General features: G+C 43.1%; 14 protein-coding genes and 1 pseudogene. 7 read left to right on the forward strand and 8 right to left on the reverse strand.

Going from position 1 to position 18,717, the window contains the following annotated elements; translation table 11 throughout:
- Positions 1-120 precede the first annotated feature (120 nt).
- The 4 genes from WKK05_RS07155 to rpsU all read left to right on the forward strand — a co-directional run bounded on the left by WKK05_RS07155 (position 121) and on the right by rpsU (position 2,897).
- Positions 121-1,386, forward strand: coding sequence for a dihydroorotase (locus WKK05_RS07155; protein WP_341529068.1), 1,266 nt, complete (start codon positions 121-123; stop codon positions 1,384-1,386).
- Positions 1,387-1,751: 365 nt separating this feature from the next.
- Positions 1,752-1,895, forward strand: a complete 144-nt coding sequence (locus tag WKK05_RS07160; RefSeq protein ID WP_341529069.1) for a hypothetical protein — start codon at positions 1,752-1,754, stop codon at positions 1,893-1,895.
- A 376-nt stretch (positions 1,896-2,271) separates the two neighbouring features.
- Positions 2,272-2,580, forward strand: a complete 309-nt coding sequence (locus WKK05_RS07165) for an RNA-binding protein (protein WP_341529070.1) — start codon at positions 2,272-2,274, stop codon at positions 2,578-2,580.
- Positions 2,581-2,708: 128 nt separating this feature from the next.
- Positions 2,709-2,897 (forward strand): 30S ribosomal protein S21, encoded by a 189-nt coding sequence (gene rpsU, locus WKK05_RS07170; RefSeq protein WP_341529071.1) that lies wholly within the window; start codon positions 2,709-2,711, stop codon positions 2,895-2,897.
- A gap of 262 nt (positions 2,898-3,159) precedes the next feature.
- On the opposite strand, the pseudogene WKK05_RS07175 reads toward rpsU, so the two are convergent.
- The 5 genes and pseudogenes from WKK05_RS07175 to WKK05_RS07195 all read right to left on the reverse strand — a co-directional run.
- Positions 3,160-3,966 (reverse strand): annotated as a pseudogene (locus WKK05_RS07175) (IS630 family transposase); the annotation flags it as partial.
- A gap of 130 nt (positions 3,967-4,096) precedes the next feature.
- Positions 4,097-4,504, reverse strand: coding sequence for a response regulator (locus WKK05_RS07180; protein WP_341529072.1), 408 nt, complete (start codon positions 4,502-4,504; stop codon positions 4,097-4,099).
- Positions 4,505-4,510: 6 nt separating this feature from the next.
- Positions 4,511-4,903, reverse strand: a complete 393-nt coding sequence (locus WKK05_RS07185) for a response regulator (protein ID WP_341529073.1) — start codon at positions 4,901-4,903, stop codon at positions 4,511-4,513.
- On the reverse strand, positions 4,884-6,974 hold the full coding sequence (locus tag WKK05_RS07190) for an ATP-binding protein (RefSeq protein ID WP_341529074.1): 2,091 nt from the start codon (positions 6,972-6,974) through the stop codon (positions 4,884-4,886). The genes WKK05_RS07185 and WKK05_RS07190 overlap by 20 nt, the downstream gene beginning before the upstream one ends.
- A 59-nt stretch (positions 6,975-7,033) precedes the next feature.
- Positions 7,034-8,797 (reverse strand): ATP-binding protein, encoded by a 1,764-nt coding sequence (locus tag WKK05_RS07195; RefSeq protein WP_341529075.1) that lies wholly within the window; start codon positions 8,795-8,797, stop codon positions 7,034-7,036.
- A gap of 762 nt (positions 8,798-9,559) precedes the next feature.
- Here WKK05_RS07195 and WKK05_RS07200 point away from each other — a divergent pair.
- Positions 9,560-10,060, forward strand: a complete 501-nt coding sequence (locus tag WKK05_RS07200; RefSeq protein ID WP_341524716.1) for a helix-turn-helix domain-containing protein — start codon at positions 9,560-9,562, stop codon at positions 10,058-10,060.
- Between the two features lie 2 nt (positions 10,061-10,062).
- Entirely contained in the window at positions 10,063-10,629 is a 567-nt protein-coding gene (locus tag WKK05_RS07205) for an IS630 family transposase (RefSeq protein WP_341524715.1), read from the forward strand.
- 176 nt (positions 10,630-10,805) lie between these two features.
- On the opposite strand, the gene WKK05_RS07210 is transcribed toward WKK05_RS07205, so the two are convergent.
- Together WKK05_RS07210 and WKK05_RS07215 are read right to left on the reverse strand one after the other, a co-directional pair.
- Entirely contained in the window at positions 10,806-14,609 is a 3,804-nt protein-coding gene (locus WKK05_RS07210) for an EAL domain-containing protein (protein ID WP_341529077.1), read from the reverse strand.
- 231 nt (positions 14,610-14,840) lie between these two features.
- A complete protein-coding gene (locus WKK05_RS07215; protein WP_341529078.1) occupies positions 14,841-17,057 on the reverse strand; it encodes a CHASE2 domain-containing serine/threonine-protein kinase in 2,217 nt (738 codons plus the stop codon).
- Positions 17,058-17,245: 188 nt separating this feature from the next.
- Between WKK05_RS07215 and WKK05_RS07220 the strand changes: the two genes are divergently transcribed.
- Positions 17,246-18,262: a catalase family protein gene (locus tag WKK05_RS07220; protein ID WP_341529079.1), complete on the forward strand. Its 1,017-nt coding sequence runs from the start codon at positions 17,246-17,248 to the stop codon at positions 18,260-18,262.
- 152 nt (positions 18,263-18,414) lie between these two features.
- On the opposite strand, the gene WKK05_RS07225 is transcribed toward WKK05_RS07220, so the two are convergent.
- On the reverse strand, positions 18,415-18,702 hold the full coding sequence (locus tag WKK05_RS07225) for a hypothetical protein (RefSeq protein WP_341529080.1): 288 nt from the start codon (positions 18,700-18,702) through the stop codon (positions 18,415-18,417).
- Positions 18,703-18,717: the final 15 nt, after the last annotated feature.

Consider the following 18,717-nt stretch of genomic DNA (forward strand, 5'->3'; position numbering starts at 1 on the left):
ATGGCGCGTCTCTATAGGAGTGAGGGGAATTGTAAAAAAGTTAGGAGTGAGGAGTGAGGAATAAAGTTAGAAGTGCAGAGTAAATAACTCATCACTCCTAATTCATAACTCAAAACTTTTATGACTGAACTGCTACAACAAGTACGGGTAATTGACCCAGTTTCTGGAACTGATCAAATAGCTGATGTGCTAATTGCTGATGATGAAATCCAAGCTGTGGCTGCTAAAATTTCTGATATCAGTCCTGATACTCAAATCAAAGATTGTCGGGGATTAGTTCTCGGAACTGGGTTAGTGGATTTATACAGTCACTCAGGTGAACCAGGGTTTGAAGAACGAGAAACACTTTCTTCTCTGTTACAAGCTGCGGCGGCTGGCGGCTTTACGAGAGTTAGCATTTTACCTGATACATCCCCAGCTATTGATAATCCCGCGCTTGTGGCACAGTTACAGAGGAGTAGAGGGGCAAAAGAGAGTTTGCATTCTTCTCCCCTACTTCAAGTTTGGGGCGCTATTACCCTAGATGTAGCGGGGAAGCAGATGGCGGAATTGGCAGATTTAGCAAATGCTGGAGTTGTTGGTTTTAGTGATGGTAGACCGTTAGAAAATTTGGGGCTGGTGCGGCGAGTGTTGGAATATCTTCAGCCGTTGGGCAAACCAGTAGCATTTTGGCCGTGCGATCGCCAATTAGCAGCAAATGGGGTAATGAGAGAAGGTGCAGAAGCAATTCGTCTGGGTTTACCTCCAGTAACCGCTAGTGCTGAAACTACTGCGATCGCTTCTTTGTTAGAATTGGTAGCTGCTATAGGCACACCAGTGCATATTATGCGTGTCTCTACAAGTCGCAGTGTGGAACTGATAGCAAGTGCAAAAGCTGCTGGTTTACCGATCACTGCCAGCACCACTTGGATGCATCTTTTGCTGGATACCAAAGCAGTTAAAAGTTATAACACTAGCTTGCATTTAGATCCCCCTTTGGGCAATCCTTGTGATGTAACGGCGTTACGTGAAGGAGTGCGTGCGGGTGTAATAGATGCGATCGCCATTGACCATGCACCCTACACCTACGAAGAAAAAGTCCAGGCCTTTGCTGAAGCGCCATCGGGAGCAATTGGTTTAGAATTAGCATTGCCTTTGCTGTGGCAGTATCTTGTAGAAACTAAAGAATTCACAGTTTTAGAATTATGGCAGGCTTTAAGTAGCCGTGCAGCAGAGTGTTTGGGGCAGCAAGTTAGTGCGATTATACCTAATCAAACAGCAGAACTGGCTCTATTTGACCCCCAGCAAACCTGGAAAGTTGAAAGGAAAAATCTACATACACTTTCTAGCAATACACCTTGGCTCGGACAACAGTTACAGGGACGAGTTGTGCAAACTTGGTGTTAGTTGCCTATATTGAGTGTAACGAAATGAAATCCAATTACCACCCTGAATAGGGAAGATTTAGAACAGACATCATTGCTCAGCATACCGAGTTAGCCGCATTGAGATGTCCAGGCGCACAAAACAATACCACGTGTAACAGCCATGCAACGATGTGCGGTACTGATATCTACAACTCTAGTTGGCAGAGTTAGAATATCACGACATAAATCTTCATACATTAATAGTATAAATTTAATTATAAAAAACATGATTGTAATTGGAATTTCTTATGTATGGTTACGTTTATTTCGGAAGAAGCGCGGCTGAGCCAGGAAAATTACCGACAAAATATAACAGATTCTCCAATGCGATAGATTTCTATTTCTGTGTCGAATGACACACTCGTTAAACGCGTTTTGGTAGCAATTGTGCAGAGAGTACCAGTATACCTTACTTACATTTCGTTCATTAATTTCAATCCCACGCTCCGTGATGGAAACAATCAAGTTGCGATCGCATATTACGGCTAATGGTATACTGCAAATCCACACCTGTTGAGGTAGCGGTGATTATACAGCTGTTACTCAGTGGAAAATTTAGAACATTAAATAACCAGAACCGCGATATAACGCTTAGGGAAAGTCTACGACAAAAAAATCGATAAGTAAGGCAATTTGTAATTGCCAGAATGCCACAACTGCTTTTCGGGCAATCGCACCTACGTCATCACTGGTAAACTAACCATTTAGTGGATGCAGAGAATTGACTTATATGTCATGCTATAAAACGAGAGTTAATTCGGTGAGTATCTTTGTTCTTAGTATTGACAGGTTTTTCCCTTTTGGTATTTACAGGCTTTTCTCCGAAATTTAAATCTCTACACAGTGATAATTTTGGAGATAATCGATGTCAATTTATGTAGGCAACCTCTCTTACGAAGTTACCCAAGACACTTTGACCGCTGTTTTTGCAGAATACGGTACTGTAAGACGTGTTCAACTACCTACTGACCGTGAAACAGGACAGCTACGCGGCTTCGGATTTGTAGAAATGGGAACTGAGGCTGAAGAAGCAGCTGCCATCGAAGCTCTTGATGGTGCTGAATGGATGGGTCGTGATCTCAAAGTTAACAAAGCCAAGCCTAGAGAAGATAGAGGTTCTTCTAGTGGTAATCGGGGAGGATACGGCGGGGGCGGTGGACGTAACCGTTACTAAGCTTTGAAACCTGAAATTTTACAAGTGAATTTTCAGGTCAGACAAAGAGCCTCCCTTTTTTGCATTCTAGTCAGCTAGACAGCTTACCACTATGAGCCATTAAGTAAGTCAATTTAGTAGGAGAGATAATGACCCAAATAATAGTGGGTGACAATGAACACATTGAGTCTGCCTTACGGCGATTTAAGCGAGAAGTTTCCAAAGCTGGAATTTTTCAAGATATGAGGAAGCATCGTCACTTTGAAACGCCTATAGAAAAATGCAAGCGTAAAAAACTTGCTTTGCACAAGCAAAGTAAAAGACGTTTCCGTACTTAAGAACTGACATAGATATAAAGCAATACCCTCATAAAATCTATGAGGGTATTGCTTTATGGAAATCAACATAAGGAATCAAAAATTAAGAATGCTTTACCCTTCTTGCGAGGTCGTAGTTAATCGGAAATGGTCAACAGGATTTTAATGCTAGAGAAACTTACCCATAGCTATCATTCTACTGCTGAGTTGTAAGGATATCGTAGAAACCATGTGTCAAAGTATCCTATGTAGACTGATATCATGTTCGGTAAATCACTTACGATTAAGCCCCGATTTTAATCCACCAGTGAAAACCAGTTAACCCTTGAATCAAATCTTGCTGTTGAAGCAAAGATTGACAGCGATGAAATAAAATTTTCTCTAAATCATCAAGTGTCTCAAATGTTCTATTAGCAATTGGTTCATCAACCAAAGTCCACAATCTTTCTGCGGGTTGTAATTCGGGTGAATGAGATGGTAAAAATGTTAAATGCAGCCCTTCTGGAATCTTTAAATTTTTGCTGGTATGCCATCCAGCTCGGTCAATAGCTAAAAGAATGCGTTTATTAACGCCTAACTCAAATTCCGAGGCAAAATCTGCTAAAACCTGATTAAATAGTTCAGTGTTGACATAAGGGAAAATCCACCAATAACTTTCTCCAGTTTGGGGATGTACAAAGGCATACAACCACAACCACTTAAACCTCCAATTGACTTTAGCAATAGGTGTTTCCTATCGACGGAAAATAAACTCGTCGAATAATTGGCTTGAGTCCTAAACGGTGTTTATCCTCGCACCAAAGTTGAATTTCTGCATCTGGGTTAAGTAGCTCTTAGCTTTGCAACTTCCGTAGCTAGTTTTTTTCCAGGCTTCTTGCTCAAAAGGATCGCTGTTTGTGTGAGACGGACGAGGTACTCGTAGTCTAAACGTCATCTGCCGTAATATTTCCCACCCCCTATATCTACTAATCTTTGTTCCGGTGACTTCACTTAACCAATCTGCAACTTTTCGTCCATTCCAGAGTCCCCCATCTGGCGCGTTTGACTGTCAAGCTTGCCACAGATGTGCTTGATGCATGTCGTCTATTAACGCCTTTGCTCCTTGATTTGAAAAGCGGCGATCGCCGTTTCGGTCAAGTTAAAACTACAATCTCAGCTTAAGGTAATATATTCCAATAGCGAAATGTTTCTATATTGATTACTCTTCACGCCTATTCCCGCTACCTGTCCTCATTCGTATCTTGTGTGAGCAGTTGCTTCATTTGGTGAGCCAATATTTCTAGTCCAGCATCCTTGGCAAAAAATCCGTCCGCTTCTGGACACATTTGTTTGCCATGAACCTCTAACTCATTCCTGCTCATGTAAGCCGTGACAAGGATGACCACAGGAGAATAAGGCAAGCGTCGCTTGAGAGCGGTAATGATTTGGATGCCATCTGTATTTAGCTCATGTCGAGCCGTAGGTAGCACGAAGTCGACCAGAAAAATATCGTACTGCTTTACTTCCTCTAACTCCCACAAGAAACTAGACACTGACTTATAGGTTGCCACAGTATATTCTTGCTTCAGAAAGCGTTGGACGATACGACACCAGTGTTCGTCATCATCCAAAATCGCCAGCTTGTACATGAGAATTCAATTCCTCCTTTGACCGAGAAGAGTAATCATGCCCAAAAAGGCATCATAGTCAGTAATGGGTTTGGTATAGCAACTATCAGCCCCAGATTCGGACAATAGGAAATGTTGCTCGGCGGGCATGGTATAACCTGTGACCAAGATAATCGGTATCTGTTTCCACTGTTCCTTCAGATAGCGCGACAGGATAGAGCCATCGACTTTTTGTCCTTGCCAGCACGCCCCCGGCAAATTGATATCCATAATCACCAGTTCCACTGCCCCCGCTTCGCATTGTTGGAAAATCTCTTTAGGTTCGGCAGTAATAAACACTTGATGACCCCCCAAGCGTTCGATTAGCTTGGCGGTTCCCTTAGCCAGGAGTTGGTTATCTTCAACCAGTAGGATGTTCAAGATTGTCACCTATGATCTGACTCGGTTCGTTTAGGGGCAGGGTAAAGGTCACCGTGCTTCCCTGTCCTAGTCCAGGACTTTCAAGCCATATCTTACCACCCATCAGTTCCACCAATCGCTTGCAGATAGTTAGCCCTAAACCAGTACCTCCGTGGGAGCGCTGGGCAGAACCATCAGCTTGCACAAATGGGGCAAATAGCTTCTCTGAGCTTTCCATCTCAATCCCCATGCCTGTGTCGCGCACTGAGATTTGAGCCATTGCCCCCGTACTATCGATGACGGCCCGGACATCAATTTGACCTTCATCTGTAAATTTGAAGGCGTTATCCAGCAGGTTCGTCATCACCTGACGGACTTTGATCTTGTCGGCGAAAACAGTCTCGATTTCACAGTGGAGTTTTAGAGGAATTGCCTTGTAGCGGCTTTCGGCTCCAGAAAGAAAACATTGCTCTTTTAAAAGCTGTTGCAGATAAACTGTCTCTAAATCTAAGGCTATGCGCCCGTCTTCAATCTTGGCAATGTCAAGTACATCGTTAATAATGGTAACCAGATTTTGCGTTGATTGGTAAGCGCCGTCGATATATTGGCGCAACTCTTCTTCATCTTCATAAAGGCGCTCTTTGAGCAACTTTAAGTAGTTTAAGGTCGAGGCTAGAGGGGTTCGTAGTTCGTGGCTAGTAGAGGCCAAGAAGTTGCTCTTGAGGCGACTCACTTCCTCCGCCGCCGCTCGGGCATGAGAAAGGGCCTGGTTGTGCATCTCAACTACCAGGCGTTGCTGCCGTTCGCGCTCATAGAGGCGGTTTTGCAGCACAGCTAGCGATAGGTGAATGTTCAGAGACTGGATGAGTTCCATCTCTTCGATGCTCCAGGGGTGAGCTTTGTTTTGTTTGAGCGCCTGCCATTGCGCCAGCGACTGGCGGGGCCGCTGTTGGCGTTCATCCCCCTCCTCATAGCCCGACCAAAGACCTTCTGTGCCGATTTGGTCACGAAAGAACGTCAAATACCCCAGAAATTCTTTACCATAATACAAAGGTTGAACAATCAAACCCCGAATTGGTGTGGTCTGGAAGGATTCAATCAGTTGGTGCAGACGCGGTTCTTCCTGAAGATTAATTACTACTCGCACAGCAGGTCTATCTTCTTGGGACAAGCTAGGGACGATGGAAGCAGGTGAGACTGGCTTTACCTCTTGCCAGAGGGGATGATTTTCTAATAAGTCTGGATGTTCAAGCTGGGATGGGGTCGGCTGATTTCCGTAAGTATAAACATGGGCTGGTAAAGCCTCATCCGGGGAAGTGAGGTACAACCTTCCTCCGGAACTGCCAGAAGCTTTTACTGCTTGCTCCAGAACGTTATGCAAAATCTGCTCAGGGGCCAGAGGCGCGTGCAGCAAAGTGGCAATCTGATTGATGATCGCTTCGCGCTGCTGCTGTTCTTGCACCTGACTCAGCAGGCTCGCCTGAGTAATTGCCAGTGAAACCTGGTCAGCGAGCAATTGGACGACCTGCAAATCCTCAGATGTAATCTCTCTGGGTTCGGCATGATGAGAGATCAACAGCCCCCAAAGTTCCTGTTGATAAATGATTGGCACTACCAGAGAAGATTGCACACCCATCTGGGTGAGATAGTCTACATGGCAGGGGTCTACAGGACGGCTTAAGATATCTTCGAGGGATTGCTCTTGCACTTCTGCAACAGTCAAGTCCCCGATTGCGGTTGTTTTGGGAGTCGGCAGCGAGTTGAGGATAATGCGCTGCTCGTTGACATTGACAATGGAGCGGGTACGTGCTTTGACAAATAAAGCCCGTGCTTGAGGCGGAATGTCATCAGATGGATAGTGCAATCCCAGCAAAGAAGGCAGACGATTGGGGGCGCTTGCTTCCGCAACGACGTGTCCATGCCCGTCGTGATCAAAGCGGTAGACCTTAGTTCGGTCGGTTTGCAAAAATGCACGCAACTCGACCACAGTTGCATCCAAAATCTCTTGGAGGTTAAGTGATTGCCGGATGCGGTTCGCCATGCGAGCCAGCATTGCTTCTTTGCGTTCTGGAAGGAACTGATCCTTTAGCATTTTAAAACCGGAATTTATACCCAACTGTGTACTCCTAACTTCTTAGGATAACTATTTTATTATTTAACTAGGCTAGCAATTACCATAGCTAACTGAGCTGGTTCTATTGGCTTAGTCAAATGTTTTTGGAATCCTGCTTGGAGAATTTTTTGCTGGTTAATCTCTCCAGCATAGGCTGTCAGTGCGATCGCTCGAATTTCTCCTCCTTGCTCAGGTGGTAGCGATGTCTGACGACAAGCCGCTTCGCGTCTACGAATTTCCCGAATCAGCATATAGCCATCCATTTCTGGCATACCAATATCACTTAAGAGAATATCTGGCTTATGCAGTGCAAAGGCGTTTAGTGCTTGCGAAGCTGAGGCAGCGGCATACACAGAAGCACCATAGTCTTTGAGGATGAGGGCTATTAGGTCGCGGGTGTCAACTTCATCGTCCACGACCAGCACCTTTACCCCCTGAAGATTAGGGGATTTTTCAGGCAAATCCTTGTCTTCACATGCTTCAGGCTCGGCATTCCTGATGGGTAACAACACAGTAAAGGTAGAACCTTTATCATCTCCCTCGCTTTCTGCTTTGACTGTTCCACCGTGCATTTCAACGATTTGACGAACGATCGCCAGACCAAGCCCCAAGCCGCCAAAGGTTCTTGTTGTGCTATTGTCAGCTTGCCGGAAGTAATCAAACACGTGAGGCAGAAATTCTGGGTTGATGCCCTTACCCGTGTCACTCACCCGGATTTGCGCTTGTGTACCCACGTACTCAAGTCGTATTTCCACTTTACCCCCGGTCTGTGTGAACTTAACGGCGTTAGACAGTAAATTCCAGACAACTTGCTGCAAGCGGCTGGGATCACCCAGAACTTTCTCGACATTCGGTTCTACTATTGTCTTAAGTTGAATTGACTTTGCTTGAGCCGCTAAACGCACAGTATCAAGCGCTACTTCAATAACGGCGGACAGATCAACAGAACTGATATTCAGACTGAGCTTGCTTTGAAGAATGCGGGAAACATCCAGTAAATCTTCCATCAACTGAGACTGCAACTTGGCATTGCGCTCAATAGTTGCTAAAGCATAAGCCGTCTTTGCTTCATCAAATTTGCGGGTTTGTAAGAGTTTTGACCAGCCTAAGATCGGGTTGAGGGGGGAACGTAGTTCGTGAGATAGAACAGCGAGGAACTCGTCTTTGAGACGATTGGCAGATTCTGCTGCTCGTGCTGCTCGCTCGCTGCGTGCAAATTCTTCGGCTGCTTGATTGGCCTTGTTACTGTAGAGGGCAGCTGCTATAAAATTTGCGAGGCTTGTCATCAGCCGTAAGTCTTCTCCATCAAACCGCCGATGCTCATTGTGAGATACAATCCAAATCGTACCAACTGGTTGATTGGCAATTAATAAAGGAACCACGAGTATCTCAACGATTGTTGGCTTAAACTGTTGCAAATAAGTAAAATACCGTTCTGGATAGGAATAGAGCAGTGGGGCTTGAAGTTCTAGGCAGATGCCGCAGCAACTAAAGGTGTAAAGAGTGGGAGTTTGTTCATAGGCTTCTAACATCCCGGCTAGTGCGACCCAGCGGCAAATTTCTTCCCCGCTCTGAGTTACTTCAAGTAAGCTTACACCTGCTGTTTCTGCCCGACATAGTTGAGTAGTTATTGTTACAAGCTTCTTTAGCAGAATTTCAGGCTGCTCAACGAGCTGCTGTACCAGGGCATGAAGTGCATTATTCTCTTCTTTGAGGTCAGTGGTTCTGGGTACTCGACGGGACAGCTCTTCAGTAATGAGAATATCGTCTAAACATATCTGCTCCACTTCCTCATTCGTCATTAGACTACTCCGCTTCTAAGAAATATTGCCTCAGCAGCTCCTGTCCAGGTTCACCCAAGTTCCATAATATTTATTCAATCTGCTTCAGTGCCAATTGCGAAGGTACTTACTCTCAAACAAAGATACCAGCGTCAACACCCAGAACTACTACACACAACAAGCAATTAAGAATAAGGCTGGCATCTTTTTAAAGCGGTCTCCCCTAATTCTGCAATTTCTAAGCGCTTAGTTTCTAACATTGCCTTTGCTTATTCTGAATATTACAGACCGAAGAATACGACAAATGGCGTGGCGTTTCTGACTTTCTTAGGGAAGAATTTGAAAGTTAGTTAGACATATATCACTAAATGCCCTCATCTTCATGTTTCTAGATACCTGCCCGACTTACGGCATAGCCAGATAGAAGGGGCGTACTTTTGTCTTTGTTTGAGTACAGTTATCTACCCAATTATAACTGTACATCACCTTTGTTTTTCCTGCGCTAGGGTAGACCGTTTTAAGAAAATTAGTAGGCGAATACTCATTTACAGTTCAGCAGTTACAACTAGTGGTACGCTTTTTTGAACAAGGTTTTTAATTCTTTTCTCTTTCTCCTTTAACCTTTTCCCTAATACGTTTCAGTTAAGGGCTACTCGTACAAAATTTTGGGTTTTCGAGACGCGATAAATCGCCGATCTCTACAAGTTTTTTGGTCTTATACCAATTCTCTGAAATAAGGCTACAGATGAGATAATAAGATGAAACTAGATACAAAGATGAACAATGTCAGGGGTATATCAACTAGAAATTAAAGAGACTGTCGCAGAACTCAAAGATTTACTGGCAATACAAAAAACTGCGACGGCTAAAGAAAGAGTGCAGCTACTATATTTACTCAAAACAGGGCATGGTCAAACAATTTCTCAAACCGCAGAAATTATTGGTCGAAATCGAGTGACCCTACACAAGTGGATTCGACAGTACAAAGCAGGCGGTATTGAAGGACTATTAAAACAAAAATCTTCGCCAGGAAGACCAAGAACCATCCCAAACTGGGCAGAAAAAGCATTAGAGAAAAGATTGCAAGAACCACTTGGATTTAATGGTTATCAAGAAATTGTAGAGTGGCTAGAACAAAACTTGGGAGTCAATTCTTGCTACAAGACAGTTCACAAACTGGTTTATTACCGTTTGGAGTCATCGCCAAAAGTACCACGCCCCAAAAGCGTTGAACAAAAACAACCACAAGTAGAGGCATTTAAAAAAACCTTGCACACAACTTAGCAATGCTGTCTTGGTTTTGCTTAACAGTTTTATGCACAACGAAAACGATTCGTTTTTGGTGCGAGGACGAAACTCGAATTGGATTGAAAACAATCACAGGACGGAAAATCACAGGCAAGGGTGTCAAACCCGTTGGTGTACACCAGTGGCAGTTCAAAGCAACATATTTATATGGAATCATCGAACCACTGACTGGCGAAAGCTTTTTTTGGGAATTTTCACATCTTAATACTGACTGTTTTCAGATATTCCTCAATCTAATTTCTCAACATTTTACTGATTCAGTACTAATTATTCAACTGGATAATGGTGCCTTTCATAAAGCCAAACGTCTTCAAGTACCAGATAACATCATTTTATTATTTCAGCCTGCACATTCTCCCGAGTTAAACCCAATTGAGCAGGTTTGGCAATATATTAAGCGCCGACTGCGTTGGTTATTACCTAAAAAACTTGATGATTTACGTACTGCTCTCTACGCTGAAATTGGGAAATTAACCAAACAAATTATTGTATCTATTGCCCGAAGACAATATATTTTAGAGGCACTATCTGTAGCTAGCTTTTAGAGAATTGGTATTATCTGAACCGTATTGACCTTTTCCCAACCTCCACCCGGCATTCTTAGTTTGGCAGACTACTAGTAAAAGATTCTGCTCTAGTTTTTCCCGATTATCTGGTTTTTTGGCTCAACCTAAGCCTGTAATGCATTTGAGAAATTATGAACTACGAATTACTATAAACTTCACCACTGCGGATTCGCCGCCATTAATAACGTTGCAGCTGAGCTATCGAGTGGGGTAGAGAAAAAATATCCTTGCCCATATTCACAGTTCAACTTTCTCATCAGTGCTAATTGCTCTTTTGTCTCTACTCCTTCGGTGGTTACATCAACATTTAATTTGTGTGCCAACGTGACAATTATTTCAACAATTTCTAAATTTCTGCTATCAGCATCCATTGGGCTAACGAAGGAGCGGTCAATCTTTAACACACTAATTGGAAACCGATAAAGACGACCTAATGAAGAGTAGCCCGTCCCAAAGTCATCAATTGATAACTCAATGCCCAAGTCTCGAAGTTGTGAAAGTTGAGCAATGGCTTCATCACCGTTTTCTACAATTGCGCTTTCAGTAATCTCTAGTACTAGGCTGCCAGCATCAAGACCAGTCGAGTGCAAAATTTCTTCAATCTGCTTAATCAAATCAGACTGAGAGAATTGTTTGACAGAGAGATTAACGCTGATTTTATTTGGTGAGTTGGTAGGATGGCTCACTCGCCAAGCTTGCATCTGGCGGCACGCCTCATGTAACACCCAGTAACCAATCTCGACAATCAGTCCAGTTTCTTCGGCGATGGGAATAAAATCTGCCGGAGAAACTAGACCTCGCTCTGGATGCTGCCAGCGCAGCAGAGCTTCAAAACTTGAGATTCTACCATTAGTGAGCGAAACAATCGGTTGGTAATAAACCCGGAACTCTTGACGTTCAATTGCTCGGCGTAAATCAGTCTCTAATTGCAATCTATCGAGAGCATCAACATACATCTCTGGGTTGAATAGTTCATAACGCGCTCTGCCCAAGGCTTTGGCTCGGTACATCGCTGCGTCAGCATCTCTTAACAAGTTTTCTGGTTGGTCGTAGTCTACTGTCGAACTTAAAGCAATACCAATACTTGCTGTTGTGAACACTTCTTGTCCATCCAGTTCAAAAGGTAATGCCAGTTGTTGTTGAATCCGCTCAACCACTTTAATGGCATCTGCTACATTCTGGATTCCCTCAAGCAAGATTGTAAATTCGTCTCCACCAAACCGGGCGACTATATCCATAGAGCGAATGCATACTCGTACTCTATCTGCAATAGTCAATAGAAATTTGTCTCCCATTAAGTGTCCAAGACTGTCATTGATTACCTTAAACCGATCCAGGTCGAGAAAAAGTACAGCAAATAAATAATTTTCCTGCCGTTTGGCTTGCTCAAGCGCGTGTTTTAAGCGCTCCATAAATAAAGCGCGGTTTGGTAGACCTGTAAGTGCATCATAAAATGCATTTTGCAGCAATTGTTCTTCTGCTCGTTTACGCTCAGTAATATCTCGATTAACCTCTAAAATTCCTTTTACTTGACCTTCTGCATCTTGCATTAACACCTGACGACTTTCGACAATAATTTGGCTCCCATCTCGTCGCGTGTGAGTTAGTTCACCTTCCCAATGTCCTTGCTGACGCAGGATATCATCAAGGTTCAAACAGCTTGGTGTAAATTGAGTCTGCAATAGGGAATGAGGAATCTTGCCGATCGCTTCTGCACTCGTCCAACCATACAGTTCTTCGGCGCTATGATTCCAATAAGCGATCGCATTGTTGGCATCGCGGACAAAGATGGCTTCATAAACTAGGTCTAACAACTGGGCTTGCTCTTGGAGGGTGTACTCAACTTGCTTGCGTTTGGTGATATCGGAACGAATTGCAATGTACTGATATGGTTTGCCTGCGGCATCCAAAAAAGGCACTATGGTAGTCGCCACCCAGTAAAATGTATTGTCTTTGGCACGATTTTTGATTTCTCCTTGCCAAACCTGCCCCGTTGAAATCGTAGCCCACATCTGCTGAAAGAAGGCTTTCGAGTGATAGCCGGAATTAATTATTCGATGGTTCTGTCCAATCAATTCTTCTCTAGAATACTTAGAAAGTTCGCAGAATTTATCGTTGACGTAAGTAATGATTCCTTTGCCATCTGTAATCGCAACAATTGAGGAATGATCGAGTGCAAACTTCATCTCTGCTAACTCTTTCAGGGATTGTTGTAATGCTGCTTCTGCCTGCTTGCGTTGTTGAACATCGCGAGCAACAGTTGCTAGGTTGATTGGTTTTCCTGTTTTTGGCTCACGGGTAACAAAAATTGTTTGCAGAACGGGAATCAATTCGCCAGTTTGGAAATGGCGGAAAATAGTTTCACCTTCCCACCGCCCTTGCTCTAAAACAATTGGCAAAACTTCTTGTTTTACATAGTTCCAAGATTCTGGCTCGTAGTAATCTGCAAACTGAGTTTGCTGCACTGCCATAGCTTCTAAACCAACTATTTCCTGTGCCGCACAGTTAATAATCATAGTTTGACCATCAAGCGTGTAAAAACCAACGAAGTGCGGGCTGTTTTCCACAATTGACGCGAGTCGTTGCTGTTGCAGTTGGGCTTGTCTAAGTTCGGTGATATCGGTCGATATCCCTCCTATGCCATAAAGCGCTTGATTTGCATCATACAAGGGAAACTTGATCGAGAGGTAAGTACGTAACTCATTAGAAAGCAAAACAGTTTCTTCAAAATTCAACGCCTCCCCGCTTGTTATTACCAAGAGATCATTTTCCCGATAAGTCGCTGCCTGTTCTTCTGGAAAAAGCTCAAAGTCGCGCTTGCCAATAATCTGCTCTCGCTGCATCCCAAACAACATCTCGAATTGCCGATTTACCAGTAGAAGTTGACCTTCTAAAGTTTTGAGATAAATGACTGTTGGGGCATTGTCAGCAACTGCCCGGAGTTTATCTTCACTTTCTCGCAAAGCTGCTTCTACTCGCCTTCGCTCTTCAATTTGTTGCTCTAAAACTTGATTTGCTTGAAATAACTCTGCTGTGCGTTGCTCTACTTTTACTTCTAGTTCAGCATAAGCAACTCTCAATGCTTCTTCTGCTTGTTGACGCTGGATATCTACTCCATAAAGCCGTTTGGCACAGTACCAAATTAAACCCATGAAGGCAATTACATTACCAATCACGTGCAGGGACAATCCAAAGGCAGTATCAAACAACCCCAGTTGTTCCCCTAGCACCCGGAGCCATCCTAAGCCAAAGGGAATGGCGATCGCCGCAGGTAGTAACACTCTGGCTGTGGTTCCACCAGCGCTATTGCTGACTACTAGGCTCATCCAGCCCTCAGAGGGAGCTATAAACAACGTGCCAAGCGAGAGTACAATAAACGTAATAGCTGTATGAATAGCTGAGTGCGTCAAATGTGCCAGCCCAAATAGTGCTTTGGCTCCATAAATGTAGCTCATCAAAACCTGTAGGGAAGTCAGTGTGGTGAGCAGTGCCAATAGCTGAACTAGCTGATAACGTAACCTGGCGGAAGTTGAAAGCCATAAAGCAAAGCCAATCAAGACAAAGTTGAATGCTGATATAGGTGACATTCGCCCAGGGGTGGAAATCGCTGAGTTATCGAAAAATAGCAGTTGATCAATTCCCAAATTCCAGCCAAATGTGTATTCACTGATTGTCAGTAAGCCCAAGATGGTTACTGCTAAAGCAAACCCCTGAGCTAATCTACGTTTGAGTTTTGCTGTTGACTTGAGAAAATTTAATGTCAGACCAGATAGCACAAAGCCTAAAGCAGTATTAGGTTTCATAGCTATCCACTCTGGTAATATACTTTTTAAAGTTTGATTATCAACTAACCAGCCAACCAGTACGGCGCAGCCAACCAGAGCTACAAACATACCTGCAATTTGTGAAGTTGCTTTTAGCACTGTAAGAAGACGGCGATCTGATTGAACAACAGTCATAAATATTACTAGCTATTTATGTAAATTTATAACAGCCAGGAGACTGTTAAAGTCATACTTCTCTGGGTAGATAAGGCTCTTACGTGGTCAATCGTAAATATTACAACTATAGCTAGTAGTAAATAAAGTTACTCTCTTTAAGTAAGGGCGCACAGATGTGCGCCCCTACTGTATTCATCTGTGGCTAATTATTTCTTTACTGTAGATAAGCAGTAACCGCTATAATAAGTACTATTGAGAATTGACTGATTCTGCAATAAGTTTTAAATCGTGTAAAACTGCGGCGGCTGATTGATAGCGATCGCTAAAATGATAACAAACCATCTTATCTAAAATTGCCGCTAACTCTTCACTAACTTGCGCCATTTCACGCCATATTACATTACCCGTTTCTGGGTTTGGCTGGAGTTCTTGCGGTGGGATTCCAGTTATTGCTTGAATACCAATAATTCCTAAAGCATAAATATCACTACACAAGCGGGGATGTCCCGCAAATTGCTCTGGTGGCGTGTAACCCCGCGTCCCGATCGCCACTGTGGCTAATTCTGTTTTTTCACTCGGCGGTTGCATCAATTTGACTGCACCAAAGTCAATTAACACTAAGCGATTGTCTAGAGCGCGTCTTATAATATTAGCTGGCTTGATATCTCGATGAATTACACGATGCTGGTGAACAAACACCAAAACTTCTAAAACTCCTTTGAGCATATTTATTACAAAGGATTCGTTTTGTAAGTTCATTACAGGTGGTAATTCCTCGGTTAAAGTATGTCCTTGAATGTATTCTTCAACTAAATAAAATTCTTGCTCATCTTCAAAATATGCTAGCAGTGCCGGAATTTGATCATGTTTACCCAAGGTTTCTAAAATCTCGGCTTCAGTATTAAATAATCTGCGAGCAACTTGTAAAAATTTGCTATCTTGGCGGGCTGGCATTAATTGTTTAACTACACAAATAGGATTACCTGGCCGCTGAGTATCTGTTGCCAAATAAACGCGACCGAATCCACCTGTACCGAGGATTTGGGAAATTTTGTAGCGTCTGCTTAAAAGGAAGTCACCAACTCTTTTTTCTGGTGTATCAATTGTAGGAACTAGGTCAAGTTCTGAGTCGGAAATTGCTGTTTTGTCTTGTAAAAGGATATTTAATTGCGCGATCGCTTCTTGTTGCTTTTCAACTTGCAGAATAATTACCCTAGTTTGCTGCTGGGTTTGGTAGCTAGTGTAAGCCATAACACCAACACCACTAATTACCAACGCCAGGGCTGGCGGAATGATTGGTATCCATCCAGCTAAGAAAAATAAACCAATGCAGATTCCTCCCAAGCCAATTAAAGTTATGCCTCCTAGAGTTAGCAATAGTAAAGGATGTTGCCACCGCCATACTAAAAGACTGCCGATTAGTGACCAACCCCATATCCAAATAAGTTCAGCCCAGTCTGGCCAGTACCAAATTAGCCGCCGTCTATCTAAGACTGTACTGATAATTTGACTTGCTATCTCTGCATGAATGATCATTGCAGACATTCTTGCTGGTTGGTCTGGTAAAGTGCTGTAAGGTGTGTAGAAGCTGCCTGGAGAAAGACTAGCCGCTGTACTGCCTATAATTACAAGATGGTCTTTAACTAAATTGGGGTTAATGCGATCGCTAAGAACATCCAAAAGGCTGACTTCTTGAGCAAGGTGAGCTGGATGACGGTAATTTAACAGCATTTGATAGCCAGCCGCATCCAGATGTTTATAGCTACCAGAATTAGCTTCTAGGCGTGGAAAGAGAATTTTACCTACCTGAAAGTTTCCTTCTTGAGTAAAGTTGTATTTAATACCTTGCTTTGCTAAATAATTAATCGCAATTAACGAGCCAAAAGAAAATCCTGTTGTACATTTCTTGTCTGGAGAGTTAGCAAATAACAAACTGCGGCGGAGAATTTGATCACTTTCATTATCAGTAACTATATCGCTAAAGCCGACATTATCAATAGGAAAATTATGTGGTGGTGGAATTTCATCTCTACCTATGCTACTGAATAAGCAAGTGCTAATGATGTTATTTCGATTTTGAAGGTTAGCCGCTAAGTTTTTCTGCCCTGGTCGGAAAAGATATAAACCAATAACACGAGGTTGATACGAATTTAGTTTTTCTAATAGCTGATTAATTGTGCGGTCTGACAGATTCCCTTGCTCTCGTTGCAGATCCTCTTCAGTTATTTTTACCAGTAAAATCCGCTGATCAGGCGTTTCTGGGGGACGCGATCGCAACATCTCGTCATAAACTCTTAACTCCCAAGGCTGCAACCATTTGAGTTCCCGAACTCCCCAGATCAAGGCGGTGACTCCCACACTAGTAACCACAATAATTTGCACCCACTGATTGCTGGGAGAAGTTTCACGAGAACTCTTATCTTTAACGAACGCGGCACGGAGTTTTTCTAATAGTTCACTAATCACAGCGTTGCAGCAGGAGGCAGAGGGAAAACTTGCTTTCTCAGAAGATTTCAAGTGTTGGCATTTTACATTTAATTATGTTCACCTGTTTATAAAGTAAATCTTAACTAATAGATAATTTTTGAGCCTATATACTCATCTAAGTATTTCAATTTTATTTGTTCAAAATTTGTAGTCAAGGAAACAAAAACATGAGCGATTTGAGCTTATCTACTGCCACACAAGAGGCAGCGACCGATGCCATATTAGCAAGCACCTTAAAAGAACAAGCAGAGAGAGGGCCAGACCTGCGCCAGCTACATCCTAAAAGTCATGGTTTGGTTTGGGGAGAATTCATTGTTGAAGACGATATACCCGAATCATTGCAGGTAGGTGTGTTTGCTAAAAAACGGACTTATCCAATTTGGCTGCGTTTATCTAATGCTTCTACCCCGGAAAAACGCGGCAAATTAAAATCTGATTTAGAACCAGATATCCGTGGTTTAGCCATCAAACTTCTCGAAGTAGAAGGACAAAAGGTATTTGATGACGAGAAGCATACACAAGACTTTATTTTTCTCAATCATCCAGTCTTCATAGCGCGAGATGCCCAACAGTTTGCTGATTTAGGGAAAGCTGGTAGCGGTCAGGCTGATCCAGAATTGTTGCGATCGCTTGCGCCAGTTTTTGAAATTCTCCAAGCTGCGAGTAGCAGGCAGGTAGCTAATCCCTTACTCATTCAATACTGGGGTACTACTCCTTTTAAGCTTGGCTCTCGTGTCATTAAGTTTTCACTAAAGCCACACCAACAGGATCAAGTTCCTGATGCGAAACCTGATTCCGAAAATTATCTGCGTGAGGCAGCAGTCAAATATCTCACCCAGGAAGGCAAAGAAGCAAAGTTTGATTTTCTAGTACAGTTTTTTGTAGACGAGGAAAAGACGTCAATCGAAGATGCAACTAAAGAGTGGAAAGAAGAAGATTCACCATTTATTAAGCTGGCAACTGTGAGAATCCCTGCTCAGAAGTTCGACTTTGAAGAGCGCAAGCGGTTAGATGAGGGGTTAGCTTTCTCCCCTTGGCACACCTTACCTGAACATGAACCGTTAGGTAGTATTAATTTAGCTCGTAAAATATACTTGCAAACTGCCAAGTCTCGCCATGACTATAGTGAACAGCGCCTCAGAGAGCCTCAACCATATACTGCCGTTCTAGATGAGCCTAAATAATGCGTAATTCGTAATTAGTCTAGACAGTCCAGTAGGGTGTGTTATGCCAAAGGCTAACGCACCTATGTTATTGGCACAAGCTATAGAGATTTTAGGCGTTGCTAAATTACGAATTACGTTAGCGTAGCGGGGCGGAGCATCGTTACAAATTACTATTGCTCTGCTTCAGATGCTTGATCATCTTTAACAGAACTGGGAATTGGAAAGGAAATTGGCGCAGTAGATTGTCCGAGTGAATCTAACTGAGGTTGTTCTATTAGTGCTTCGATGCTAGTAGTATCACTGAAATAGGAGCCAAAAATTTTGTCGTAGTTAGAAGCAACGGCTAAAAAAGCCCCTCCCAAAATATAGATCGGCAATGGTAGATTAAATTCTTGCAACCAATCAAAGAATTCTGCTAAGGCAAACAGCACCAAAAAGCAGGCAAGCCAGACCTTCATTTTTTCATTCCTTGC

The organism is Nostoc sp. UHCC 0302 (assembly GCF_038096175.1).
GTDB lineage: Bacteria > Cyanobacteriota > Cyanobacteriia > Cyanobacteriales > Nostocaceae > UHCC-0302.